The organism is Streptomyces sp. NRRL WC-3626 (genome assembly GCF_000718785.1).
GTDB classification, from domain to species: Bacteria; Actinomycetota; Actinomycetes; order Streptomycetales; family Streptomycetaceae; genus Streptomyces; species Streptomyces edwardsiae.
On sequence record NZ_JOCA01000006.1, the window covers coordinates 340,018 to 366,123 of the forward strand.

18 protein-coding genes are annotated in these 26,106 nt (G+C 72.7%); 10 read left to right on the top strand and 8 right to left on the bottom strand.

All coding sequences use genetic code 11. The features are described from left to right. Window positions 1–1,110, top strand: a complete 1,110-nt coding sequence (locus tag IF28_RS0112140) for an effector-associated domain EAD1-containing protein (RefSeq protein WP_030217843.1) — start codon at window positions 1–3, stop codon at window positions 1,108–1,110. Beyond that, the gene (locus tag IF28_RS0112145) at window positions 1,103–5,374 is read left to right on the top strand and encodes an ATP-binding protein (RefSeq protein WP_158713674.1); all 4,272 of its coding nucleotides are present in this window, start codon (window positions 1,103–1,105) and stop codon (window positions 5,372–5,374) included. The genes IF28_RS0112140 and IF28_RS0112145 overlap by 8 nt, the downstream gene beginning before the upstream one ends. A gap of 13 nt (window positions 5,375–5,387) precedes the next feature. Here the strand turns inward: IF28_RS0112145 and IF28_RS0112150 are convergent, their stop codons facing one another. Genes IF28_RS0112150 through IF28_RS0112170 form a run of 5 tightly spaced genes read right to left on the bottom strand, consistent with a single transcriptional unit; the run spans window position 5,388 to window position 12,766 of the window. Beyond that, window positions 5,388–6,863 (bottom strand): hypothetical protein, encoded by a 1,476-nt coding sequence (locus IF28_RS0112150; protein WP_158713675.1) that lies wholly within the window; start codon window positions 6,861–6,863, stop codon window positions 5,388–5,390. Next, window positions 6,857–7,645: a hypothetical protein gene (locus IF28_RS39170; protein WP_030217852.1), complete on the bottom strand. Its 789-nt coding sequence runs from the start codon at window positions 7,643–7,645 to the stop codon at window positions 6,857–6,859. The genes IF28_RS0112150 and IF28_RS39170 overlap by 7 nt, the downstream gene beginning before the upstream one ends. Continuing rightward, window positions 7,642–8,460, bottom strand: a complete 819-nt coding sequence (locus tag IF28_RS0112160) for a vWA domain-containing protein (RefSeq protein ID WP_030217855.1) — start codon at window positions 8,458–8,460, stop codon at window positions 7,642–7,644. The genes IF28_RS39170 and IF28_RS0112160 overlap by 4 nt, the downstream gene beginning before the upstream one ends. A 48-nt stretch (window positions 8,461–8,508) precedes the next feature. After that, the gene (locus IF28_RS40175) at window positions 8,509–10,758 is read right to left on the bottom strand and encodes a PQQ-binding-like beta-propeller repeat protein (RefSeq protein WP_030217857.1); all 2,250 of its coding nucleotides are present in this window, start codon (window positions 10,756–10,758) and stop codon (window positions 8,509–8,511) included. 58 nt (window positions 10,759–10,816) lie between these two features. Then, on the bottom strand, window positions 10,817–12,766 hold the full coding sequence (locus tag IF28_RS0112170) for a PQQ-binding-like beta-propeller repeat protein (protein WP_158713676.1): 1,950 nt from the start codon (window positions 12,764–12,766) through the stop codon (window positions 10,817–10,819). A 323-nt stretch (window positions 12,767–13,089) separates the two neighbouring features. Between IF28_RS0112170 and IF28_RS0112175 the strand changes: the two genes are divergently transcribed. Genes IF28_RS0112175 through holA form a run of 3 tightly spaced genes read left to right on the top strand, consistent with a single transcriptional unit; the run spans window position 13,090 to window position 15,222 of the window. Beyond that, complete coding sequence (locus IF28_RS0112175) at window positions 13,090–13,929, top strand: arylamine N-acetyltransferase family protein (RefSeq protein WP_030217860.1); 840 nt, start codon at window positions 13,090–13,092, stop codon at window positions 13,927–13,929. A 23-nt stretch (window positions 13,930–13,952) separates the two neighbouring features. Next, window positions 13,953–14,198, top strand: a complete 246-nt coding sequence (locus tag IF28_RS0112180; RefSeq protein WP_078621112.1) for a hypothetical protein — start codon at window positions 13,953–13,955, stop codon at window positions 14,196–14,198. Between the two features lie 46 nt (window positions 14,199–14,244). Then, on the top strand, window positions 14,245–15,222 hold the full coding sequence (holA, locus tag IF28_RS0112185) for a DNA polymerase III subunit delta (RefSeq protein ID WP_199808980.1): 978 nt from the start codon (window positions 14,245–14,247) through the stop codon (window positions 15,220–15,222). 274 nt (window positions 15,223–15,496) lie between these two features. Here holA and rpsT read toward each other — a convergent pair whose 3' ends face one another. Further along, on the bottom strand, window positions 15,497–15,763 hold the full coding sequence (gene rpsT / locus IF28_RS0112190; protein WP_030217867.1) for a 30S ribosomal protein S20: 267 nt from the start codon (window positions 15,761–15,763) through the stop codon (window positions 15,497–15,499). A 242-nt stretch (window positions 15,764–16,005) separates the two neighbouring features. Between rpsT and lepA the strand changes: the two genes are divergently transcribed. From lepA to hemW, 5 genes are all read left to right on the top strand, one after another. Continuing rightward, window positions 16,006–17,874: a translation elongation factor 4 gene (gene lepA, locus IF28_RS0112195; protein WP_030217871.1), complete on the top strand. Its 1,869-nt coding sequence runs from the start codon at window positions 16,006–16,008 to the stop codon at window positions 17,872–17,874. Window positions 17,875–18,121: 247 nt separating this feature from the next. Beyond that, complete coding sequence (locus tag IF28_RS0112200; RefSeq protein WP_030217874.1) at window positions 18,122–19,996, top strand: AMP-dependent synthetase/ligase; 1,875 nt, start codon at window positions 18,122–18,124, stop codon at window positions 19,994–19,996. A gap of 271 nt (window positions 19,997–20,267) precedes the next feature. Next, the gene (locus tag IF28_RS0112205) at window positions 20,268–20,663 is read left to right on the top strand and encodes a peptidase inhibitor family I36 protein (protein ID WP_051713719.1); all 396 of its coding nucleotides are present in this window, start codon (window positions 20,268–20,270) and stop codon (window positions 20,661–20,663) included. Window positions 20,664–20,907: 244 nt separating this feature from the next. After that, window positions 20,908–22,944 (top strand): ATP-binding SpoIIE family protein phosphatase, encoded by a 2,037-nt coding sequence (locus IF28_RS0112210; protein WP_030217880.1) that lies wholly within the window; start codon window positions 20,908–20,910, stop codon window positions 22,942–22,944. 27 nt (window positions 22,945–22,971) lie between these two features. Further along, on the top strand, window positions 22,972–24,204 hold the full coding sequence (gene hemW / locus IF28_RS0112215) for a radical SAM family heme chaperone HemW (protein ID WP_030217883.1): 1,233 nt from the start codon (window positions 22,972–22,974) through the stop codon (window positions 24,202–24,204). Between the two features lie 174 nt (window positions 24,205–24,378). Here hemW and IF28_RS0112220 read toward each other — a convergent pair whose 3' ends face one another. Both IF28_RS0112220 and IF28_RS0112225 read right to left on the bottom strand, forming a co-directional pair. Next, on the bottom strand, window positions 24,379–25,188 hold the full coding sequence (locus IF28_RS0112220; protein WP_030217886.1) for a DUF3097 domain-containing protein: 810 nt from the start codon (window positions 25,186–25,188) through the stop codon (window positions 24,379–24,381). A gap of 34 nt (window positions 25,189–25,222) precedes the next feature. Then, on the bottom strand, window positions 25,223–25,957 hold the full coding sequence (locus IF28_RS0112225; RefSeq protein ID WP_030217890.1) for an MBL fold metallo-hydrolase: 735 nt from the start codon (window positions 25,955–25,957) through the stop codon (window positions 25,223–25,225). Window positions 25,958–26,106: the final 149 nt, after the last annotated feature.

Consider the following 26,106-nt stretch of genomic DNA (forward strand, 5'->3'; position numbering starts at 1 on the left):
ATGGCCGCCCTGATCGACGAACACGCGTTCAACCTCGACGACGAACGCGCCAGGAACCTCCTCAGAGCACTGAGCACCGTCTACGCCACCAAGCACACCGCACGCCAGCTCATCCTCGCCGCCGGCCTCCAGGAGGCCGACGTCCGCTGGGACACCAGCATGGCCGACGTCTGGCCCGACGCCCTGGAGAAGGCGGCCCACGCCGGACGGCTGCGGACCCTCGTGGAGAGGGCCGCCGAGAACCCCAACACCGACGCCCATCCCGTCTTCCAGTACCTGCTGACGGAGGAGATCTCCCCCCGCGAGGCCGACCCCTGCTCCGCCTACCTGGTCAACAACCGCAGGAGGGCCTTCTTCAACCGGCTGGCCTTCCGCCGGACCCTGCACGACATGGTCCAGGGCGACGGCAAACGGGTGCTGGCCGTGCAGGGCCGGCGCCGCTCCGGCAGGACGCACAGCTGGTATCTGATCGCCCACGTACTGGACAGCCACCGCGTCAACCGCCGCCGTATCCGGATGAGCGACTACTACTCCCCGGCACAGGTGGGGGATATCGGGCACGCGCTGCGGGAACTGTTCGGCTGGGACATCTCCATCGACCACCACACCTCGGAGGACAGCCAGGCGCGGAGCCTGGTGCACCAGATCGAGCACCTGATGAACGGGGAGCAGCGTGAGAGCCGGGACCAGAGCGGCCACTGGCTGGTGATCGACGACTCGCAGCGGGTGCGCTTCACCGAACCCGCCCTCAGGGCCCTGACCCGGCTGGTCACCGCCGTCGTCGAGGAGGAGATGGCGGACCGGCTCCGTATCGTCCTGCTCGCCTACGACGGCTGGCTGCCCTCCGAGCTCCAGCCCTATGTCGCGTACGAGGAGTTCGGCCCCATCACCGGCAAGGACCTGCACGACTATGTGCGCGCCGTCGCCAAGGAGACCGGCCGGCCCACCGACCCCGACCTCGCCGACCGGCTCGCCGACGAACTGAGCAGCCGGTCCGGCGGCGGACGGGTCGCCGCCGACGAACCCCTGCCGATGACCGACGCACTGCAGCTCGCCGCCGCCTCCTGGGCCCGCGACCAGTACGCGGGGGGCGGTGACCGGCGTGACTGAGAACCCGTCGGACCCCCAGGAGGACCCGGACGACCCCGGCCGCCGTCACTTCCGCGAACGCACGGCGCTCCTGGGCTCGTTCTCCGCCCACGACCTCATGCCCGTGCCGGACGACGCGGCCGGCACCGCCGACGCCGGGTTACAGGACTTCCTCCTGGAGGAGTGCTCCCGTATCACCACCTCCCACGGCCGCCGGTGGTGCCTGTCGGCAGGCCCCCGGGCCCGGACCCTGGACGCCCTGCGCACCCGCGAGAGACTGCTGGCCGCCGCGAGGGCCGTGCCGGGTACCGAGGCCGACCCGGCACGCGCCTGGGCCGAACGGCTCCTCCTGCACGGCCGCCCACCGTCACCGGCCGGACAGAGCTACTGCGAGCTGTACACCGCGCTGACCGTGGTCGGCTGGTTCGAGGACGCGCCGCGGGCCCGCGCGCGACTGGCCCTCGACGGAGTCGCCCTGCCGGACGCCGGCACCATCGAGCAGGCGCTCGGACGGGCCCGCCTGCTCCAGCCGCTGCACGCCCTCGTCGACTCCGGGTTCACCGGCCGCGCCGGTGAACTGGCCTGGCTCGGCGCCCTCCTCGACGAGCCCCCGGACGGCGGCCGTGACACGGCGAACCACTGGGCGTTCGTGCACGGACCCGGCGGAGTGGGCAAGTCCACGCTCCTCGCCCGCTTCGTCCTGGACCGCCTCGACGACGGACACACACCCCCGACCCCCTGCCTGTATCTCACCTTCGACCGGCACGACCTCGTCGCCGAACGGCCGCTGACCCTGGTGGCCGAGGCCGTGCGCCAGCTGGGCCTGCTCCACCCCACGCTCGCCGAGCACACGCGGGAGCTGGAGCGGGAGCTGGAGAGCACCCTCACCGCCGACCGGCTGACCCGCACCGAGGACGCCCACCTGGGACCGCGCGCCGCCCACCAGCGCGACGAACTCACCCTGGTCGACGCGCTGGCGGCCCTCGTCACCTCGGTCACCGGCGGCGCCACCCGACGCTGGCTGCTCGCCCTGGACGCCTTCGAACAGGTGCAGCGCAGCGGACCGGTGGCCGTACAACGCCTGCTCGACTTCCTGTCCCTGCTGCACCGCGCCCACCCCGGCCTGCGGGTCGTGGCCGCGGGACGCGCCCCCGTCTCCGCCGACGCCCCCTTCGAATCCCTGCAACTGGAGGGATTCGACCCCGAGACCGCCCGGACGTTCCTGCGCCACGAACTGACGAACGCCACCGGGGAACTCCCGCCGGCGCACAGCGGCGGCGAGATCGAGGACATCCTGCGGATCGCCGGCACCAGTCCCCTCAACCTCAAGCTCGCCGCGGCGCTCGTACGGCGGGCGGGCCCCCACGCCCTCGACGACCCGCGCCTGCGCGGCCGGCTCATGCTGAGACTGGGCGCCGAGACGAAACAGGGCGTCCTCTACGGCCGCCTCCTGGACCACCTCGCCGACCCGGACCTGCGCCGCATCGCCAGCCCCGGACTCGCCGTCCGCGTCCTCAGCCCGGACATCATCCGCGAGGTGCTGGCCGAACCGTGCGGGCTCGGCGAGGTCGACGACGTACGCGCGAGGACGCTGTTCGACGAGTTCCGCGCCGAGGCCACCCTGGTCGAGGACGTGCCCGGCCAAAACGCCGTGGTGCACCGCGGCGACGTCCGCCGGGTGATGCTGCCCATGCTCCGCCACGACCAGCGGTCCGTCATGACCCGTATCCACCGCAGGGCCGTACGCCACTACGCCCGTCCCGACGCCGGGGACGACCGGGTGGCGAACCGGGTGGAGGAGCTCTACCACCGGCTGTCGCTCGCCCAGCCGACCCGCAAGCTGGACTCCCGCTGGATCGACGAGGCGGGCCCCCTGCTGGAGAGCGCGATGGAGGAACTGCCCGCGCGCTCCCGGGTGTATCTCACGGAGAAGCTCGGCAACCCGGCGACGGCCGAGCTGCGCGCCAGGGCGGACGACGAGACCTGGCGCCGTCAGGCACTCCGGGTCGGCAAGGCCCTCCTGGCGGCGGGCGTCGCCGACAAGGTGGCCGAGGTGCTCGACGAACGGCCCCGGCTGGTCCCCGACGACATCGGCCTGATCCTGCTCAGCATGCGCGCGTTCCTCGCCCTGCGCCGTCCCGCCGACGCGTACGCGCTCGTCGGGCGCGGTCTGGATCTGGCGGCGGAGCCCGTCGTCTTCGTGGACGTGTCCCTGCTGGGAGCCCGCGCCTGTGAGGGCCTCGGCCGCTACGAGGAGGCCCTGGCCCTGCTCGCCCGGGCCCGGCGCACGGCCGAGGAGGGGCAGGGCATGGGGGTCCGGCCGCTGTCCGTGGCCGCGGCACAGCTGCGGAGCCACCGGCGCGGGCACACCGCCCACACGGCGGAGGCGGTCGCCCTGCGCGCCGACACCCTGGTCCTGGTGAACGCCGTCGGCCCGGGAGTGTTCCGGCGGCACCCCCTGCTGGTCCGCGAACTGGCCGCCGAGATCGGCGACGAGATGCCGTGGCTGGTGTCCTACACGGCCAGGTCACTCGGGGTGGGCGGCACCGAGGGATCCGACGCCGCCCGGATCGGTTCCCTGACCGGCGAGGTCGTGGCCACGCCGCAGCCCAGACCCGTGGACGTCGTCGCGGACGGCGGGCGGGCCGTGGCCGCCGGACGTGCGGAGCGTGCCGCTCCGACGGTGTCACGCGGAACCATGGACATGGGCAGCGTCAGCGTGAGCAGCGTCGGCCGGGGCACCGCCATCGGGAACATGATGGGCGGGGCCTTCGCCACCGGTGACCTCAACCGGACCCTGGTCGACTCCTACCAGCACGAGGTGGACCGCCCCTACACCGGGGACGCCGTCGTCGTCCTCCCCGGGTTCGCCGGAAGCGCCCTGGTGGACGAGACCACCGGCAAGGTTGTCTGGGGGATCAACGCCAAGCGCCTCCTCACCGGCATGATGCGCGATCTGGGGCAGCTGGCGGTGACGGAGGAGGAGCGCCGGGGGGCGCCCGGGCGGATGCGCCCCGCCACCCTGCTCCAGGGCCTCGCCTGGCTTCCGCTGCTGGGTGGCCTGTCGCCCTACGGCGCCCTCGTCAAGGGGGTCCGTTCCGTGGTGCTGCACGACGAGGCCGTACTGGAGTTCCCGTACGACTGGCGGCTGTCGGTGGAGAGTTCCGCCCGCCGTCTCACCGAGGCCGCGCTGCGGCATCTGGGGGAGTGGAGGGAGCACCCCGCGGGCCGGGCGTCCGCGTACCAGAGGTCCGCCGACCGTCCGAAACTCGTGCTGGTCGCCCACTCGATGGGCGGCCTGGTCGCCCAGGCCGCGCTGGCGGCGTCCCCGGAGCTTGCGGACGCGACCCGGGACCTCATCACGATCGGCACACCCTTCCACGGCATCCCGGGAGCCGCCGGATTCCTCGGTCCGGACAGCAGACTCCGGCGCGGTTCATGGCTGCGGCAGCTCGGCGACGCCGCCCGCACCATGCCGGGCTTCTACGACCTGCTGCCCGACACCCGCTGTGTCGTCACCCCCGGCGGAGACCTGCGCCGGCTCACGGCCGAGGACATCGGGGCGATCGGCGGGGACGAGTCGCTCGCTCTGGAAGCCGAGGAGGGGCGCCGCAGACGCGCGGCGGCCGCCTGGGGGCCGACGCAGCTGCACACCATCGCGGGCACGTCCCAGCCCACCCCGCGGATCATGACCATCCTCGACGGCGAGGTACGGCTCTCCCCGAACCTCCCCCGGCCGGACGAGTACGGAGACCCGGTCGACGGCCCGCAGGCGTGGACCGCGCCGGCGGACGAGGACGGGGACGGTCTGGTGCCGCTGGACAGCGCGTCGCCCGGCTGGGCCGTCACCCGGCTGCCCGTGGTGGGACAGCACAGTTCGCTCCCGGCCGGCGCGACCGTGATCAACCTGGTCCAGGAGGTGCTCACCCGCGGAGCCGGGCGCTCCGCAGCCCCGCGGTGGGGCCTCGGCACCACCGGGACCGCGGTGTCCGCACCGCCGTTCGGGATCAGCGCGCCGCCCGAGGTCGTCCCCGGGCAGAACTGGCGCCTGACGGTCACCGGAGCGCATGCCGGCGCCGTCGTGTGCCGGCTGCTGCACGCCGAGACGGACGAGGTCGTGGAGCGCCTGGAACTGACGCCGGTGGCGGGTGAACCCGGCACGACGTACGCACGGGTCGCGGTGAGGGCTCCCGGGTTCTACCGGATCGTCGCCCAGGCGGGCGGGCTGTCCGCGACGGCCCTGGTCGTGGCGGTCGCGGTCGACTGCGCGACCACGGAGGACTGAGCCGCCCGCGCGGTCATACGAGGAGGACGACCGCGATGATCAGAAGGGCCAGCAGGAGAACGCCCAACGCGCCCACGAGAACCAGCCCGGCCGTTCTCGAAGGCGCGGGGCGCACGGCCCCCCGCACGGGTGGCACGGGTCCCGGACGGGGCGGGGCGGGTACGAAGTCGGGGGCCGGTCGGCGTCCAGCGGCGGCCGGCTCACCGCGCCCCGCCGGCGGCCGTACGGCGGCCGGATCGCCCCGCCCCGCCGGCGGCCGCACACCGACCGGTTCATCGCGCCCCGCCGGCTCCCGTACGTCGGCCCGTTCCGTCGCCGTGGGGGGGAAGGGCACGGACCGGCCGCCCGGCACCTCGAACGCGTTCATGTCCAGGAAGGGCCGACGGCTGGGCGGTGCCGGCTCGCTCGGCAGGCGCCGCGCCATGCCCCCCAGGATGTCCGCGCCCGACCTCACCTCCGGACGGGGCTCGAGGTCGGGCTGGAGGTCGACGCGGCAGTCGAGCAGCCCCAGCAGTTCCGTGGCCGTCTCCCGGACCCCGGGAGCCGCGTGACGCAGCAGTTCGCGCCAGGCCCGTGACCGGACCGGGTCGCGGAAGTCCCTGCGGGACAGCAGCAGATGATCGGAGCCCGGCCGGTGCAGCTGTTCCCAGAGGGAGACGTCGTGACTGAGCATCACCAGCGAGGCGTGGATGACGTGCGACGGGAAGCGGTCCCGGTGCATCGCCGTGAGCGCGTCGGTCTCCTGGAGCGGGATCCCCGTCGAGGTACTGGCCGTGAACAGGGCGCCGGCGGTACCGACGGCGGCCGCCGTGTGGAGCAGCTCGGTCGCGCCGTCCGGTCCCCGTTCGCCTTCGCGGGGGAGCCGGAAGTCGGGATGTCCGTCCTCGCGCCGCGGCGGAGCGGGCCAGCCGGGCGCGGTCATGGCGTCGTAGTCGACGAAACGCACCTCCGTGCCGGCCGTCACCAGCACGTTGCCGCTCTGCAGATCCCCGTGGCTGATGACGGACCGGTGCATCTGGTAGACGGCACCGGCGAACCGGTGGGCCAGGCGCCGCAGTTCGGCGGGGGCCGTGTCCTTCCGCCGGGCGAGCAGCCGGTCGATCCAGTCGGTGAGGCGCAGACCGGGCACCCACTCCATGAGGACCACGGGCCACCACTGTCCCCGCACCCACAGCCCGCGCTCCAGATAGCGGACGTCGGCCGCCCAGCTTCCCTGGGCGCCCTCCAGGGACTTCGCGATCTCGCGGTACCGGCGCTCGCGATGGGGTTCGTCGCGCAGGAAGCACTTCAGCGCCCAACTGTCCCCGTCCCGCGGGTCGTCCAGGCGGTATACGGCTCCGAAGGTGCCGCCGTCCGCCCCCGGCTGGCCGTCCGCGCCCAGCCTCGGCCGGCACCGTTTCAGCAGCGGGTCCTCGCTGCACTGCTCCAGCCGGGAGACCGCGGCCTGGTAGTCGCCGAGGGCGGGCCGCTGGCCCGGTGACGTCAGCACGGTCCGCACCCCGCCCTGAGCAGTGTGATGTCGTCGTCCTCGAGCACCCCCCTGCTCCGCTGGTCGTGCACCCAGTCGGGGAATCCGCCCGGCGCGGCACACTGCGCGTCCAGTGCGGCCCAGGGCCGGCCCCCGTCGTCCGTGTGCCGGAAGCACCAGCGGGCCAGGGCGTCCGTCATCAGGTAGAACACATCGCCCGGATGCCAGTGACCCGTCCGGAGTTCCGGCCCCGGGTTCTCCTCGCCGCCGCCCGCCCGGACCACCCGGGGGACCCGTGTGCGCGCGGCGACCGACTCCACCACCCGACCGGCCCGCACCTGGAACATGCACGAGTCGCCGACCGACACCGCCTGCCACGTCCCTCCACCCGGAAGGTCCGGCCCGCCGTCGTGCGCCGGGTGGGGCAGCAGCCGTACGCCCAGCACCGTCGCGGAGGGCCCCTTCTCGATCCGGTCGTGCGCGACCCAGGCCGTCACGCTGGACTTGGGGACGCCCGCGAGGAGGGCCCGCTGCCGGCCGGGCCAGCGCAGCGCCGCGGCGGTGGCGACGTCGTCGAACGCCGGGGCGTCACGGAAGGCCCGGCCGGGCGCGGCGCACAGATCGCGCGCCAGCCGGTTCGCCCACCAGCCGCTGCCCGCCGAACCGCTGCTGCCGTCCGCCACGATCAGCCGGGCCTCCCCGCTGTGGCCCGCCGAGGGCAGGACCGTACGGGCGGCGTCCTCGGTCCTGGACGCGTCCATCCGCGACTTGGGCGCTTGCAGCAGGCACCGGTCGACACTCACGCCGGGGTGCCGACGTTCAGGAAGAGCATCACCGAGCGCATGCTGGCGTTGAAGACGAAGCCCCGCGCGCCCTGTTCCACCCGCATACCGAGGTCCATGGCGGTGTCGCGCATGTCCGGGGGCAGCACGTCCGACATGGAGAACAGCTTGGCGCCCATCGGCGGGAGCCCGGCGTCGGTGCTGGGGTAGTGCGTCGGCGTGGCGATGTCGGACGAGATGTGCAGGTTGAACAGGAGAGTGGGGCCGTCCTCGGTGCCGACGGACCGCAACTGCTGGGCGGGACCGGCCGGGTCGCCGTCCGTCGACTCGCCGTCCGTCAGATTGAGGACGATGGGCGGGAAGCTGCCGGGATGCTCGGTGACCCAGCGGTCCAGGACCTTGTGCGTGTACCGCAGCGCCTCGCACATCGGTGTTCCCCCGGAGCCGGCCGGCTCCAGCCACACCGGGAGCTCCACCACATGGGTGATGGGCGTGCCGTCCGGGAGGACGTCGCTCTGGGTGAGCCGTTCGGTGCGGATCCTGCCCTGGGCGAGGGCGCTCGTCGGCACGAGGTCGCGGCCGGCCAGGGGACCGCCGAGAACGGGGCCGACCGCGGCGCCGTAGCCGATGACCGAGACGTGGAAGAAGTCCCAGATCTCGTCGACGCCACGGCCGCAGCGGATGATCAGCTCGCGCAGCATGCTGTTGATCGCGTCGGCCACGGCCATCTGCTTGGACTGGGTCGTGCTGGGCATCGCCGCGCGCATGGAGCTGGACTGGTCGATCAGGAACACGATGCAGGCCGGGTTGGCCCTGCTGATTTCTGCGTCGTACACGGCGGTTGTGCCCTTCTGTGCGGGATGGCGGAGGTCGGGTCGAGGACGTCACTTCAGGGGGCACCAGGTGCTCAGACGCCCGTCGGCGAAGCTGACGTGAAGGAGGCCGGAGGCGGCGGTCACGTCCGTCGGCGCGGGTCCGTCCGGCGTCAGGGGCGTCAGCTCCCTGCCGGTGCGCACCTCCAGACGGCGGACGGTGCGGGCGCCGCGGACGTACACCACGTCGTCGGTCACGGTCGGGGCGCGGCGCCCGTCGCCGTCGGTGGACGCGCGCCACACCTCGTCGCCGTGGGTCAGCGACAGGGCGACGACGGTGCCTGCGTGGTCGGTGACCAGCAGGAGATCGCCGTGCACGGCCGGAGGGGCGGTGACCGGGAGCGCGGAGACCTGCCACCGGCGGCGCGAGGTCCCGTCGGCGGTCAGCTCGTGGACGGTGCCCCCCGCGTCCCCGATGTACGCGCCCTCCGTCGTGAGAGCCGGTGCGCAGCCGGCCGAGTCCCAGGCGGGGTGGGGGCCCTGGCTCTCCCGGCCGGCGAGCCGTACCGCGATCAGTCCCCTGGCCTCGGTGGGGACCCAGAGCCGGACCCCGTCGGTGGCGAGCGGGGAGACCACGGGTTCGTCCAGCCAGATCAGGCGCTGACCGGTGCTCGTGCCGTCCTGGCCGGGGGGCTCGTACGCGAACAGGCCGTGCGTGGTTCCGATCAGCAGCCGGTCGCCGGCGACCACCGGGGAGTGCCGGCCGGGATCGCCGTCCAGCGGCAGCCGGATCTCCCTGCCCCGGACGCCCAGTTCGTGTCCGCTGAGCTCGCCGTCCCGCAGCGCCCACCACAGCCGGCCGGCCCAGAAGACCGGCGTCGACTCGGCCGTACCGGGCAGGGGCAGCGTGAGGGCGAGGCTCCCGGTGGCCGCGTCGAGGATGTGCGCGGAGCCCTCACAGGTCACGACCAGCTGGGAGTCCATGACCAGCGGCGCGGACGAGAAGGGGCCGTCCGGTTCCCATGTCCACAACGGATCCGTCCGTACGGGGGACAGGACCCGGGTGCCGTGGTCGGCCGGGACGGGCGGCGGGGCCGGGACGGCGGAGGCGCGCGAGTGCTCCGGCCCGGACACGGCGACGGGCACCGGAGTGGGCGTGGGAGTGGGCGTGGGCGTGGGCGCGGGCGTCGGCGATCCCTGTACGGCCGCCGGCTGCCGCGTGCCCGGAACCGTGCTCCCGGCGGAGACCACGGGCGGCCGTGTGCGCACCGTGTGCGGGGCGGAGGCGGCGGGACGCTGCTCCTCCTGCTCGCGCTTCGCGCTCTGCGCCCCCGTGTCCGGCCCGGGAACCTCCTCGGCCAGCCGGCGCAGCAGCGCGCCGCGTACGTACTCGCTCCAGGCGTCGCGGTACACGGGGCGGCGGTGGGTGCCCCACAGCGGGGGCACGATGAACCGCCGCAGCCGCTTCGCTCCCGGCCGCCACCGGGGCCGCTGCCGCAGCGAGCGGGTCGCCGCGCGGCGCAGCCGGGTGCCCGCGCTGCCGTGGTAAGCCGCCCAGTTGGCGAGTGCGTCCTCGGCGGCCCTGCGGTTGTCCTTGCGATGCGTCAGGGCGTCGATGACGTCGATGGTGGGAAAGGGGGGTACGCCGGTGCAGGCGAAGGCGGTGACCGCGCCCAGCGCGTAGATGCTGCAGGCGAGCCGCGGGACGGCGTCCGCCCGGCGGAGTTCCGGCGCCAGCCATTCCACGTCGGCCCACACGAACGGCGGACGCGGGGTGCCGGGCCCCCGCAGCAGACTCCGCAGCCGCAGTGCCAGATGCAGGTCCACCACCACCACGCCCTCGGCGGTGAGGAACAGGTTGGACGGTTTGAGGCCGGACAGGGTGAGCCCGAGGGTGTCCAGCTGCTGTGCCAGGTTCGACAGCTGCCACATCAGATACAGGGCCGCTCCGGGCGGCAGCGACGGGCCGGACGCCAGGGCGTGGGCGAGGGAGACGGCGGGCGTCTGCTTGCCCTGCGCCACGGTGTCGGCGCCCAGCCACCGGGTGGCCACCCAGGCGCGGTCGGTGCCGTGGTCGTAGCCGCCGACGGTGTCCACCGTGTGCCGGTTGACGGTCCGGTTCGGTGCCTCGCGCAGCTGGCGGAAGCGCCAGAGGACCTCCTCCACCCGCTGCCAGGTCTCCCGGGGCGGCCCCCAGTCGGGGTGCAGTTCCTTGACGGCCCAGAACGAGCCGTCCGGCGCGACCCCCCGGTAGGTGTAGCCGAGTGTCCCCTCGCCCACGGGGCGCAGGCGGCTGAACTCGCCGATCGCCTTCTCCGTCATACGCGCCTTCCCGCCTGTATGGCCCGCGGTGTTCCGCCGCGGTCGTGTCGGGGCCCGGTCATGGCGCCGGTGGTGTGGGGAGGGCCCATGCCTGCACCGTGCGGTTCCAGGTGCCGATGTACGCGTGGCCGCGTGCGACGAGGGGCGGGGCGTGCATGGTCCCGTCGGTCCGGCGCGCCCAGCGCACCTCCCCGGTCAGGGCGTCGGCGGCGGTCAGCGTGGAGTCGCAGCCGATGTACAGGGTGCCGTCGTGGTGCACCGGCGGGCAGCGCAGGCGGCCCTGTGCGGCGAGGTGCCAGCGGGGTTCGCCGGACGCCATGTCGTGCGCCCACACGGTGCCGCCCACTGTCCCCACGTAGAGCAGCTCGCGGCCGGTGACGGGACCGGTGCAGGCGGCGGCCCGGCCGGACCTGCGCCACCGTTCGAGTCCGGTGCGGGTGTCGATCGCGTACAGGGTGCCGGTCCGGCTGGAGAGGAAGAGCGTGTCCCCGTGCCAGGCGGGGGCGCCCACGAGGTCCCGGGCCTGCGGCAGCCGTACGGCGGGCGAACCGTCGTGCACGTTCAGGGCCTGGAGCGTGCCCTGCCAGCCGGAGACGTACGCCCGGTCCCCGGCCACCGTGGGGCGGTCGAAGACCGGCCCCTTGCCGCGGGCGCTGATCCAGCGGCGGGTGCCGGTACGGGCGCGCAGACCGTGCACGGACCCGTCACGGGCGCCCACCAGCACGGTGTCGCCCGCGACGACCGGGGTGAAGACACAGCTGTCGCCGGCGGTGTAGGTCCACCGGAAGGACCCGTCGGCGGTGTCCAGGGCGAGCAGGGTGCGGTCCGAGCAGGGCACGTAGAGCATGCCGTGGCCGGTCGCGGGGGTGCGTTCGATACGGGCGCCGAGGTCGCGCTTCCACAGGATGTGCCCGTCGTCCGCGTCCAGCAGCCATACGGCGCCGTCCAGGGAGCAGACGGCGATGCCCTCGGAGACGTCGACCGGGGAGGTGAAGTAGGCGCGTCCGCCGAGCTGGTGGGTCCATACGGGTTCGGGTGTGCCCCTGACGGGGAGCAGCCGGGTGCGCGGCAGTCGCCCGTTCTGCCGCTCGAGCGCCAGGCGTTCGGTGTGTCTGACGTGCTCGAGCACACCGGTGCGGGCGTTGTCCGACAGCCAGGTCGCGCTGCGGCTCCCCCGGCGCGGCCGCACCCCCTGGGCCGCGAGCAGGGTGAGGAGGTCCTGCGCGGTGACACGGTCACCGGAGTCCTGCCGTGTGCACGCATGTACGAGCGCGGGCAGCGGGTCGGGCAGGTGGGCGAAGGATCCGGCGGGGAACCGCATGGGCCGCTTCGCCGCTGCCTCGTCCAGGTCGAGACGCCGCATCTCGGCGCCGGTGGCGGCGTACACGAGGGTCAGGCCGAGGGCGAAGATGTCGCTGGGATAGCCGGCGCGGCCGGATATCTGCTCGGGCGCCATGAACGCCTCCGTGCCGACTCGCATGGCCGGTTCGGTGAGGGTCCGGTCCAGCCTGCGGGAGACCCCGAAGTCGATGAGCCGCAGGGAGCCGTCGGCCGCGCTGAGGACGATGATGTTCGACGGCTTGAGATCGCGGTGCACGATCCTGTTCGACTGCAGGTCCACCAGGGTGAGGGCGATCTCGGCGGCCAGCCGCAGCACCGCCTCCGTGTCGAGCGGGCCGTGCAGGACGACCAGATTCCGCAGATCCATTCCGGGGATGTACTCGGTCGCGAACCAGGGCGGCTCACTGTCCGGATCGCATTTCAGGAGCCGGAACGTCCCCTTGGCGTCCATGCTGCCGATCGCTTCCATTTCCCGGACGAACAGATTCCGTACGTACGAGGACGGAGGCGGATCGGTCTGCAGCGCCTTCACGACGGCCAGCGTCGAATCGGTGTGCGATTGTTCTTCGGTTGCCAGGTACACGGTGGCCATTCCGCCGCATCCCAGCACCCCCAGCAGGGTGAACGGGCCCAGTCGCCTGGGGTCGCCCGAGCTCAGCTTTTTCAAGTCCCCTTCACTCCCCCTTGCTGAAAAGGACATGCCTTTCGACTTTCGCGGCGCCTCCCCGACAGAGGCGGTCGAGCATTCCCGAAGTGATCGGAGACGCTTCGAGTGAACTGAAGATACTTCACTACAGGCCTATTTGTGTATGGCGGTATGGGTGTGTCATTGAATATGGCGCGAGATGATTGATTTCTTTTCTGAATCGAATTTCTCTTTATGAAAATTGATCGCGAGATTGCCGCACTGTGATCGTTCGGGATCATGTCGTGACAGGTGTGGCCGACATGCGCCCCTCGCGGAACGCCGTCCCGCGCCAGACTGGAGGCATGGACGCAACGCGGATCGACGACTACCTGCGCCGCCTGGGCGCCGAGCAGCCCGCCTGGCCCACCGTGGACGCGCTGCGCGAACTGCATCTGCGGCATCTGGAGACCGTGCCGTTCGAGAACCTCTCCCTCCACCTCGGCGAGGAGATCGTGCTGGAGGAGAAGCGGCTGCTGGACAAGGTGGTCGGGGCCCGCCGCGGCGGCTTCTGCTACGAACTCAACGGCGCCTTCGGCGCGTTGCTCGCCGCCCTCGGCTACGACGTCCAGTTGCTCGCCGCCCGGGTGTACGGCGACGGGGGCCGGCCCGGCATCCCGTACGACCATCTCGCCCTGCGGGTACGGACGGTGGACGGCGGCGACCGGCTGGCCGACGTCGGCTTCGGCGCCCACTTCCACCTCCCCCTGGCCTTCGGGGAGCGGGGCGGGCAGGAGGATCCCGGCGGTGTGTTCCGGATCGCCGAGGCGGGCCCCGACGCGGCCGGGGTGCGCGGCGGGCACGACCGGGTGCGGGCGGCGGACCTGGACGTGAGCCGGAACGGGCGGCCGGTGTACCGGCTGGAGGTCCGGCCGAGGGCGCTCGCCGACTTCACGGCCGGCGCCTGGTGGCACAGCACCTCACCCGCCTCCCACTTCACCCGCTCCCTGGTGTGCTCACGGATCACCGACGACGGCGGCAGGATCACGCTCGCCGGCCGCCGCCTCACCGTCACCGCCCCGGACGGCACCCGGCGGGAACGCGAGGCGGGGACGGACGAGGAGGTGCTGGCGCTCTACCGGGAGCGGTTCGGCATCACGCTGGACGAGGTGCCGGCGGTGCGCGGCAGCGGGAGGAGCGGCTGACCCGGTACCGGACAATGGCCCGTGTGAGTGATGTGCGACATGTGCTGGTGCTGCCCGACCGTGACGCCGCCGAGGAGGCCGCCGAGGCCCTGGGGGAGCGGTTCGGCGTGCACGAGGAACCGCGGCTGGTGCGGGACGCCCTGGCGGGCGAGGACGACGCGGAGGACGCCCAGTGGCTCGTCCTCCTGCGCGACGAGGCGCGGCGGCTGGACCCGGGGGAGCTGAACGAGTTCGTGGCCGCGTGGGACGGCTGGCGCGAGGAACCGTAGGGCCTGTCCGGCGGCGTTGTCGGTGCCCCGTGCGATGCTTGTCGCGATGGCCAGGAAGACCGCATCCGACGACCTTCTCGCCCCGGTGACGCTCGCCGTGGGCCAGGAGGACCTGCTGCTCGACCGCGCCGTGCGGGAGGTGGTGGCCGCAGCCCGGGCCGCCGACGCCGACACGGACGTACGCGACCTGACACCGGACCAGCTCCAGCCCGGCACCCTCGCCGAGCTGACCAGCCCGTCGCTCTTCGCGGAGCGCAAGGTCGTCGTCGTACGCGATGCGCAGGACCTCTCGGCCGACACCGTCAAGGACGTGAAGGCGTACCTCGGCGCACCCGCCGAGGAGATCACGCTGGTGCTGCTGCACGCGGGCGGCGCCAAGGGCAAGGGGCTGCTGGACGCGGCGCGCAAGGCGGGGGCGCGGGAGGTGGCGTGCCCGAGGATGACCAAGCCGGCGGACCGGCTGGCGTTCGTCCGGGGCGAGTTCCGGACCGCGGGGCGGTCGGCCACCTCGGAGGCCTGCCAGGCGCTGGTCGACTCCATCGGGAGCGATCTGCGCGAGCTGGCCTCGGCGGTGTCCCAGCTGACCGCGGACATCGAGGGCACCATCGACGAGGCCGTCGTCGGCCGGTACTACACCGGGCGGGCGGAGGCGTCGAGCTTCGCGGTCGCCGACCGCGCGGTCGAGGGCCGCGCGGTCGAGGCCCTGGAGGCCCTGCGCTGGTCGCTGTCGACGGGCGTGGCGCCGGTGCTGATCACCAGCGCGCTGGCCCAGGGCGTCCGCGCGATCGGCAAGCTCCAGTCGTCCCCGAACGCGCGCCCCGCCGACCTCGGCATGCCGCCGTGGAAGATCAACCAGGTCCGCCAGCAGATGCGCGGCTGGACCCCGGACGGAGTGTCCGTCGCCCTGCGCGCGGTCGCCGCGGCGGACGCGGGCGTCAAGGGCGGCGGGGACGACCCGGAGTACGCCCTGGAGAAGGCGGTCGTCACGATCGCCCGCGCGGCCCGCTCACGGGGCAGGTCCTAGCCGCAGAGACCTCCCCCGGCATCCCTCCGCCACTGCGGGCAGTCGTGCCGGGGCCGAAAACCCTGCCCGTCAGCCGGCGCGGGCGCCGGCCCGGAAAAGGCCGAAGGCCCCGCCCGTCACCCGGGGAAGGGTGAGGGGTGAGGCCTTCGGATGAAGCGTGTGAGCCCGTACCCGCGTGGCGAACGCAGGCCGCGTACGAGCTCGGGATACCGGCCGGGGGCGGATGAGAGAGGGCCCGCCCGGGGTCCAGCCGGCGGTCAGATCAAAGGATGGTTCAGCCCTTGACGGCCGCGACCTTCGTAGCCAGCGCCGACTTCTTGTTGGCGGCCTGGTTCTTGTGGATGACGCCCTTGGAGACGGCCTTGTCGAGCTGACGCGCGGCGACGCGCTGGTACTCGGTGGCCTTCTCGACGTCACCCGCGGCGGCGGCCTCACGGGCCTTGCGGATCGCGGTCTTCAGAGAGGACTTGACGGCCTTGTTGCGCAGCCGCGCCTTCTCGTTGGTCTTGTTCCGCTTGATCTGGGACTTGATGTTCGCCACGAATGAGCCTCTACAGGTTCTGGCACGGCCCGCACGGGACACGCACCGGTGATTTTCCGAAGGTGTGCCTCGCGCTGAGAGGGCATGAGACACAGCCCCCCACACTACCAGCGGCCCATTCAGCGGCCCAAACCCGTCCCCGGTCGCCGCCCGTGGGACGATGGAAGCTACGTATCGATCCGACCCGAGACCGCAGACGCACAAGCACACGTATGCGGACGCCTCAAGAATCAGGACCCTGCGTGCCCGCGACCCCCAGCCATGTGCCCGAGCCGAGCCGTACCGACCCCGCGCTGATCCGCAATTTCTGCATCATCGCGCACATCGACCACGGCAAGTCCACGCTCGCCGACCGGATGCTCCAGCTGACCGGCGTGGTCGAGCAGCGGCAGATGCGCGCTCAGTACCTCGACCGCATGGACATCGAGCGCGAGCGAGGCATCACGATCAAGTCCCAGGCGGTGAGGCTGCCGTGGGCGCCCACCGGCGACAAGGGCAACCCGCACATCCTCAACATGATCGACACCCCCGGGCACGTCGACTTCACCTACGAGGTCTCCCGCTCCCTCGCCGCCTGCGAGGGCACGGTCCTCCTCGTCGACGCCGCCCAGGGCATCGAGGCCCAGACCCTCGCCAACCTCTACCTGGCGATGGAGAACGACCTCACGATCATCCCCGTACTCAACAAGATCGACCTGCCGGCCGCGCAGCCGGAGAAGTTCGCCGAGGAGCTGGCGAACCTGGTCGGCTGCGACCCCGACGACGTGCTCAAGGTCTCCGCGAAGACCGGTCTCGGCGTCGAGGCGCTGCTGGACCGCGTGGTCGCCGAGGTCCCGGCCCCGGTCGGCGTCAAGGACGCCCCCGCCCGCGCGATGATCTTCGACTCGGTCTACGACTCGTACCGCGGTGTCGTGACGTACGTCCGGGTCATCGACGGCCAGCTCAACAAGCGCGAGCGCATCCGCATGATGTCCACCGGCGCCACCCACGAGCTGCTGGAGATCGGCACCAACTCCCCGGAGATGCTGTCCGCCGACGGCCTCGGCGTCGGCGAGGTGGGCTACCTGATCACCGGCGTGAAGGACGTCCGCCAGTCCAAGGTCGGTGACACCGTCACCAGCATGCACAAGGGCGCCGAGGAGGCGCTCGGCGGTTACAAGGACCCCAGGCCCATGGTTTTCTCCGGTCTGTATCCGCTGGACGGCTCGGACTACCCCCTGCTGCGCGACGCGCTGGACAAGCTCCTGCTCAACGACGCCGCCCTGGTCTACGAGCCGGAGACCTCCGCGGCCCTCGGTTTCGGCTTCCGCGTCGGCTTCCTGGGCCTGCTGCACCTCGACGTGATCCGCGAGCGGCTGGAGCGCGAGTTCGGCCTCGACCTGATCGCCACCGCGCCCAACGTGGTCTACCGCGTGATCATGGAGGACGGCACCGAGCACGTCGTCACCAACCCAAGCGAGTTCCCCGAGGGCAAGATCGACGAGGTGTACGAGCCGGTCGTGCGCGCCACGATCCTCGCGCCGACCGAGTTCATCGGCGCGATCATGGAGCTGTGCCAGACCCGGCGCGGCACCCTGCTCGGCATGGACTACCTCTCCGAGGACCGCGTGGAGATCCGTTACACGCTCCCCCTCGCCGAGATCGTCTTCGACTTCTTCGACCAGCTGAAGTCCAAGACCCGCGGCTACGCCTCCCTCGACTACGAGCCCACCGGCGAGCAGACCTCCAGCCTGGTCAAGGTCGACATCCTGCTGCACGGCGACAAGGTGGACGCGTTCTCCGCGATCACCCACAAGGACGCGGCGTACGCGTACGGGGTGCGGCTCGTCGCCAAGCTGCGCGAGCTCATCCCGCGCCAGGCGTTCGAGGTGCCGATCCAGGCGGCCATCGGCTCCCGGGTCATCGCCCGCGAGACCATCCGCGCCATCCGCAAGGACGTCCTCGCCAAGTGCTACGGCGGTGACATCTCCCGAAAGCGGAAGCTGCTGGAGAAGCAGAAGGAGGGCAAGAAGCGGATGAAGATGGTGGGTTCCGTGGAGGTCCCGCAGGAGGCCTTCATCGCGGTGCTCTCCAGCGACGACGCCGCGGGATCGGGCAAGGGCAAGAAGTAGCCGGAGGTTACCGCGGGTCACCGCGCGCATCGGACGGAACGGGGGCCCGTCGCACGAAAGTGCGGCGGGCCCCCGCGCGTCCGCCAGGTGGCTCTCTGTACGAAGTAACAGGCCGCAGGCCCTTACGCCCGCGCCGGACGGCCTTTACTCTGATGCCTGCTCGATAGTTACTCGCCAGTTAAACAACGGCGCGAGGAAACCCAGCCGCACTGATCCAGCCGCACCGTCGCGGTCCCCGGAGGATGTCGTGAGCGACACACAGACACTGATCGAGAACCGTCCGCCGAGCGTGGCGACCCTCTTCCTGGAGCGCGTGGCGGCCACACCGGACGGAGAGGCCTACCGCTATCCCGTACCGGCCGCCTCCGGCGAGGGCCCCGACGACTGGAAGTCCCTCACCTGGGCGGGCGCCGCCGAACGGGTGCACGCCATCGCGGCCGGCCTGATCGAGCTGGGCGTGGAGGCCGAGCAGCGGGTCGCCCTCGCCTCCTCCACCCGGGTCGAGTGGATCCTCGCCGACCTCGGCATCCTCTGCGCCGGCGCCGCCACCACCACGGTCTACCCGCAGACCAACGCCGACGAGTCCGCCTACATCCTGTCCGACTCCCAGAGCCGGGTGCTCATCGCGGAGAACGCCGAACAGGTCGCCAAGGCCGTCGAGAAGCGCGCCGAGCTGCCCGAACTCACCCGTGTCGTGGCCGTCGACGTGGCCGGCGTCGAGACCGACGACTTCGTGATCACCCTCACCGACCTGGAGAAGCTCGGTGCCGCCCGGCTCCAGAAGGAACCGGAGCTGATCAAGGAGCGGGTCGCCGCGATCACCAAGGACCAGCTCGCCACCCTCATCTACACCTCCGGCACCACCGGCCGCCCCAAGGGCGTCCGCCTGCCGCACGACTGCTGGTCGTACATGGCGAAGGCGACCGTCGCGACCGGGCTGGTCAGCGGCGACGACGTGCAGTATCTGTGGCTGCCGCTCGCGCACGTCTTCGGCAAGGTGCTCACCTCCGGGCAGATCGAGGTCGGCCACGTCACCGCCGTCGACGGCCGCGTCGACAAGATCATCGAGAACCTTCCGGTGGTCCGGCCGACCTACATGGCGGGCGTGCCCCGCATCTTCGAGAAGGTCTACAACGGCGTCGCCGCCAAGGCGAAGGCCGGGGGCGGCGCCAAGTACAAGATCTTCCAGTGGGCCGCGGGCGTCGCCCGCGAGTACGCCAAGGTCGCCCAGGACAACTTCCGCCGCACCGGCACCGCGAGCGCGCCCTTCGCCCTCACGGCGAAGCACAACCTCGCCGACAAGCTCGTCTACGCCAAGATCCGCGAGGCGTTCGGCGGCAACCTCCGCGCCTGCGTCTCCGGCTCCGCCGCCCTCGCCCCCGAGATCGGCTACTTCTTCTCCGGCGCCGGCATCCACATCCTGGAGGGCTACGGCCTCACCGAGTCCTCCGCCGCCTCCTTCGTCAACCCCGGCGAGGCCTACCGCACCGGCACCGTCGGCAAGCCGCTGCCCGGCACCGAGGTCCGTATCGCCGCCGACGGCGAGATCCTGCTGCGCGGCCCCGGCATCATGCAGGGCTACCACCACCTGCCCGAGAAGACCGCCGAGGTCCTGGAGGAGGACGGCTGGCTGCACACCGGCGACATCGGCGAACTCTCCGCCGACGGCTACCTGCGCATCACCGACCGCAAGAAGGACCTCATCAAGACCTCCGGCGGCAAGTACATCGCCCCCGCCGAGGTCGAGGGCCAGTTCAAGGCCGTCTGCCCGTACGTCTCCAACATCCTCGTCCACGGCGCCGACCGGAACTACTGCACCGCCCTCATCGCCCTCGACGAGGCCGCCCTCGCGCCCTGGGCCGCCGAGAACGGCCTGGAGGGCAAGCCGTACGCGGAGATCGTCGCCGCGCCCGCCACGGTCGCGATGGTCGACGGCTACGTCCGGCAGCTCAACGAGGGCCTGCAGCGCTGGCAGACCATCAAGAAGTTCCGCCTCCTCCCGCGCGACCTCGACATCGAACACGGCGAGATCACCCCGAGCCTGAAGCTGAAGCGCCCGGTGGTGGAGCGGGAGTACAAGAACCTCATCGACGAGATGTACGAGGGCACACGCGAGGCGTAAGGGCCACTGCGTGACGGTGGGGCGGGGTTCCGGGCGCGGTACGGCCCGGGGCCCCGCCTCCCGCGTCCGCGGGGGCCGGGCCGCCGGGTCCGCCGGAACGGGGCGACGCGTCACCGCGGGCCGCCGTCCGCCGGTCACGGAGGGAGCGTGCTGCCAACCGGCGGCAGGATGTTGCCACTTGGAGGGACGTCGCGCCGTGATCGCCGTTGCTACGGTGCGACGACGTCCGCTTCCCGGACCGCCGGTCCGGCGCTTCCCCGAGAGGTAACAGATGGCATCCTTCAAGAAGGTCCGGTCCCGGTGGAGGACCCGCCTCGCCTCCGTCGCGGTGGCCGCGGCCGGCGTACTCGCCATGACCGGTGCTCCGCCCGCCGCCGCGGACGACCTGGGCAGTACCTGCCCCTATCCGCATGTGTGCTTCTACAACGCGCTGGACTACTACGGGAACTACTTCCAGAGGTACCAGGACGTCACGAGCACCTACCAGAGCGTCCCCGCCAGGAACGGCTTCCTGACGGTCGTCAACACCCGCAACGACGACGTCGCCTACGTCCGCTACGTCTTCAACGGCAAGACCCAGGTGCGCTGCATGCCTCCCAGCACCACGTTCACCGTCACCGACGGACGCGCCACCGGCATCAGGATCAGCACGTCCTCGACCTGCTGACATCTGCCGACAGGCCACGGCCGGGCCCCCCGCGATGTCCGCGGGGGGCCCGGCGTGCCGAGGGAGCCGACTTCGGTGTTGCCCGGATGCGATCGGTTTCCGGTCAAGCGTGTGTCTGATTCTTCAAGCTGTTTTCACTCTCAATGGTCAACTTCGGTAACCGAGTGCTTATGGGCGGGTCCTGTCTGTCACCCTGTCGGCAGCGATCGAGTTCTCTTCGTACGAACTGCCCGGGGAGCCGCCCATGCGGGCCATTCCGACCCAGCGGGAGACCGCCCCGTGCGCCCCCGACGCGCGCGGGTGCGCGCGGGTGGAGGCGACCCTGACCGGGAGTCCCCTCGCGCCCGGTTCCGCGCGGGCGCTGCTGCGCAAGGCGCTCACCGAGTGGGCGGAACTCGCGCTGCCCGGCGCCGCGCACCTCACCGGCCGGACCGGCGACGACGCCACGCTCATCGCCAGCGAACTGGTCACCAACGCCGTCGTGCACGCCGGCACCGAGGTGCGCCTGACCTGCCGGCTGGAGCAGGAGACCGGTGCCCTCGTCATCGAGGTCACCGACCGGCACCCCTCCCGCGCACCGCGCGGCGGCGAACCGGAGACGGCCTGCGCGCGGGACGCCGCCGAGTACGGCAGGGGCCTGCGCCTGGTCGCCGCGCTCTCCGACTCCTGGGGGATCACCTACCGGCCGGGCGCGAAGACCGTGTGGGCGCGGCTGCCCACGGGGGAGTACGCGGCCGGCGAGCGGACCGACCCGTACGGCGACGAGTACGCGCCGGCACCGGACCTCAGCGTCGCGGAGATCCTCGCGCCCGACCCCCTGGACCCGTCGGCCGACCGGAGCACGCAGGGGCACCGCGAGGCGGCCCCGGGCCGGGACACCTGGCTGGCCGGGTCGTACGGGGACGACTGGCTCGCCCGCCGCGACGGCCGCGACGGCACCTGGCTGGGACGCGGGGCCCTGTCCTTCCTCGCCGAGGCCTCCGACCTGCTCGCCGGGCAACTCGACGAGGACCTGGTCACCTCCCTCGCCGGGCAGCTGATCGTGCCGCGGCTGGCCGACTGGTGCGCGGTGTGGCTGGAGGACGAGACCACCGGCCGCGGCGGCTGGAGCGACGGCGGCCCACGGTCCGACGGTCCCCGCCTCGCCCGCGTCTGGCACGCCGGCGAAAGCTGCATCGAGGCCCTGAGCCGGGTGCTCCGGCACAACCCGCCCGCCCTCGGCGACCCGTTCCTCCCGGGACCCGCCGCCTATCCGTGGCCGGTCCCGGCAGCGGACACCCCGCAGGACGGCGCGGACGGTGTTCCCGCCGCTGAGGTGTCCGGCACCGCCCTCGCCTACCGCCTCGTCGCCGGCGGACGCCCGCTGGGCTCCCTCGTCATCGGCCGGGGCGGTGTCGACCGCTTCCCCGACGAGATCACCGGCCTGGCCGAGGACCTCGGCCGACGCGTCGCCCTCGCCATCGGGGCCGCGCGGCAGTACTCCCGGCAGGCCACCATCAGCGCCGTACTGCAACGCGGACTGCTGCCCGGTGCCGTCGCCGAGATCCCCGGCGTGCGCAGCGCCCTCGTCTACGAACCCTGCGACAAGGGCGGACCGAGCGGCGACTTCTACGACCTCTTCCACGCCGGACAGGGCCGCTGGTGCTTCGCCGTCGGCGACGTCCAGGGCAAGGGACCCGAGGCCGCCGTCGTCATCGGCCTCGTCCGCCCCTGGCTGCGGCTGCTCGCCCGCGAGGGCTACCGCGTCGCCGACGTCCTCGACCGCCTCAACCAGCTCCTCCTCGACGACGCCACCGAGGCCGCCGACGCCGCCGCCCGCGCACTGGTCGCCGCCGGAGCCCGCCCGACCGCCCCCGGCGACGGCCCCCAGACCCGCTTCCTCTCCCTCCTCTACGGGGAACTCGTCCCCTTCGCGGGCGGCGTCCGCTGCACCCTCGCCTCCGCCGGACACCCCCTCCCCCTGCTGCTCGCCCCCGACGGCTCGGTCGGTGCCGTGGCCCAGCCACAGACCCTGATCGGGGTCGTCGACGACGCCACCTACACCAGCGAGACCTTCGAGATGTACTCCGGCGACACCCTCCTGTGCGTCACCGACGGAGTCACCGAGCGGCGCTCCGGCTCCCGCCAGTTCGACGACGGCGACGGACTCGCCACCGCCCTGTCCGGCTGCGCGGGGATGCACGCGGAGCCGATAGCCGAACGCATCACCCAGCTCGTGCACGAGTTCGGGGCCCGCCCGCCCGCCGACGATCTTGCCCTCCTGGTGCTCCAGGCGGAGTGACACGGCGGGTGCGGGACAATGGAGCACATGCCTTCCGCACTCCCCGACGGCGAGCCCGTCCCCGCCGACGGCGCGCTGCCCGCCTCCGCGCTCGCCGGGGCCACGGGCCGCCCCCTCGGCTTCTACCTGCACGTCCCGTACTGCGCGACCCGCTGCGGCTACTGCGACTTCAACACGTACACCGCGACCGAGCTGCGCGGCAGCGGCGGCGTACTGGCCTCCCGCGACAACTACGCCGAGACCCTCGTCGACGAGATCCGCCTGGCCCGCAAGGTGCTGGGCGACGACCCGCGCGAGGTCCGCACGGTCTTCGTCGGAGGCGGTACGCCCACGCTGCTGGCCGCCGACGACCTCGTACGGATGCTGGCGGCGATCCGGGAGGAGTTCGGCCTCGCGCCGGACGCCGAGGTGACGACGGAGGCGAACCCGGAGTCGGTCGACCCGGCCTACCTCGCGACCCTGCGCGCGGGCGGCTTCAACCGGATCTCCTTCGGCATGCAGAGCGCCCGGCAGCACGTGCTGAAGGTACTGGACCGCACCCACACCCCCGGCCGCCCCGAGGCCTGCGTCGCCGAGGCCCGCGCGGCCGGCTTCGGCCACGTCAACCTCGATCTGATCTACGGCACCCCGGGGGAGTCCGACGACGACTGGCGGGCGTCCCTGGACGCGGCGATCGGCGCCGGTCCCGACCATGTGTCCGCGTACGCCCTGATCGTCGAGGAGGGCACTCAGCTCGCCCGGCGCATCCGCCGGGGTGAGGTGCCGATGACGGACGACGATGTCCACGCGGACCGGTATCTGATCGCCGAGGAGAGGCTGTCGGCGGCGGGGTTCGACTGGTACGAGGTGTCGAACTGGGCCACCTCCGAGGCCGGCCGCTGCCTGCACAACGAGCTGTACTGGCGGGGCGCGGACTGGTGGGGCGCGGGGCCGGGCGCCCACTCGCACGTGGGCGGGGTGCGGTGGTGGAACGTGAAGCATCCCGGCGCGTACGCGGCGGCGCTGGCTTCGGGGAAGTCCCCGGGCGCCGGCCGCGAGGTCCTCACGGACGAGGACCGGCGGGTCGAGCGGATCCTGCTGGAGCTGCGCCTGCGGGAGGGTGTCCCGCTGTCCCTGCTTCGGGAGGAGGGGCTGGCGGCGTCGCGGCGTGCGCTGGCGGACGGACTGCTGGAGCGGGGCCCGTACGAGGAGGGTCACGCGGCCCTCACCCTGCGCGGCCGGCTGCTGGCGGACGCGGTGGTGCGGGACCTGGTGGACTGATCGCCCCCGCCGCCCCTTCCCGTTCCCGTCCCCCGGGGGCGCTGCCCCCGGACCCCCGCTCCTCAAACGCCGGAGGGGCTAATTTCAGCCCCTCCGGCGTTTGAGGAGCGGGGTCTGGGGCGGAGCCCCAGGTTCGGGACGGGAAGGGGCGGCGGGGGCGAAAAAGCCTCGCCCTCAGGACGGCATCGTGACGAAGTCGATCAGTTCCTCCACGCGGCCCAGGAGCTGGGGCTCCAGGTCCTTGTAGGAGTGGACCGAGTCGAGGATCCGCCGCCACGCCTCCCCCGTGTTCGCCACCCGCCACCCCAGCGCCGAACACACCCCCGACTTCCAGTCCTGCCCCCGAGGCACCCGCGGCCACCCGGCGATCCCCACGGACGCCGGCTTCACCGCCTCCCAGACGTCGATGTACGGATGCCCCACCACCAGCGCGTGCTCGCTCGTGACCGCCTCCGCGATCCGCCACTCCTTCGAGCCCGGCACCAGATGGTCCACCAGGACGCCCAGCCGCGCGTCGGGGCCGGGGGCGAAGTCCTCGACGATCGAGGGCAGGTCGTCGACGCCCGACAGGTACTCGACCACCACGCCCTCGATGCGCAGATCGTCGCCCCACACCTTCTCGACCAGCTCCGCGTCGTGCCGCCCCTCGACATAGATGCGCCCCGCGCGGGCCACCCGCGCCCGCGCGCCGGGAACGGCGACGGACCCGGACGCCGTACGGGCGGGACGCACCGGACCGGCGGCGGACGGACGCACCAGCGTCACCACCCGCCCCTCCAGCAGGAAACCGCGCGGCTCCAGCGGGAACACCCGGTGCTTGCCGAAGCGGTCCTCCAGCGTCACCGTGCCCGCCTCGCAGCGGATCACCGCGCCGCAGAAGCCGGTACCGGGTTCCTCCACCACCAGGCCGGGCTCGGCCGCGACCTCGGGGACCGGCTGCGGCTTCTTCCACGGAGGGGTCAGATCGGCGGAGTACTGGCGCATTCTGACGACGATACGAGGAGTCCGCCCGCCGCGATCAGTCCGACACGCCGAAACGCGCCGCCAGCGCGTCCCGCTGGGCCCGTACGAACGCCGCGTCCACCACCGCGCCGTGCCCGGGCACGTACCGCGCGTCCTCACCGCCCAGCTCGAGCAGCCGGTCCAGCGCGGCCGGCCAGTGCGACGGTACGGCGTCGGGGCCGGCCTGAGGTTCGCCCGACTCCTCGACCAGGTCGCCGCAGAACACGACCTCCGGGGAACCGGGGACCAGAACCGCGAGGTCATGGGCGGTGTGCCCGGGGCCCACGTTCGCCAGCAGCACCTGCCGCCCGCCGGCCGGCCCGAGGTCGAGCGTCCACTCGCCGGACACCGGGTGCCGTGGCGGCACCAGCGCGTCCACGGCCTCCTGTGCCACCCCCGCGTCCAGCCCGTACCGCACCGCGTCCGCCCGCAGTTCCGCGCGCCCGCGAGCCGTCAGCACCGTCTCCATGCCCACCGCGCCGAACACCTCCGCGTCCGCGAAGGCCGACGAACCGAGGACATGATCGAAGTGCGGGTGGGTGAGCGCGAGATGTGTCACACGACGGCCGGTGAGCGCGAGCGCCTCGGCCCGCAACCGTGCGCCCTCGGCCGGCCCGGACCCCGCGTCCACGAGCAGCACCCCGTCCGCCCCCACGACGAGCCCCGCCGTGCAGTCCCACACCGGCAGCCGGCACCGCCCCACCCCGGGCGCCAGTTGCTCCCATCCCGACTCTTCCCAAGTCACGGTCATGACGGGACGCTATCGGGGACGACGGCGCCCGGCGCGGCGGCGCGGGGACCGGCCTTGCCCGGGGCGTACCCCCCGGCCGTACACTGGGCGGGGAAGTCTGGCACTCGCGTGCGAAGAGTGCCAGGCGGACAGGGAAGGTACCGCGCGGG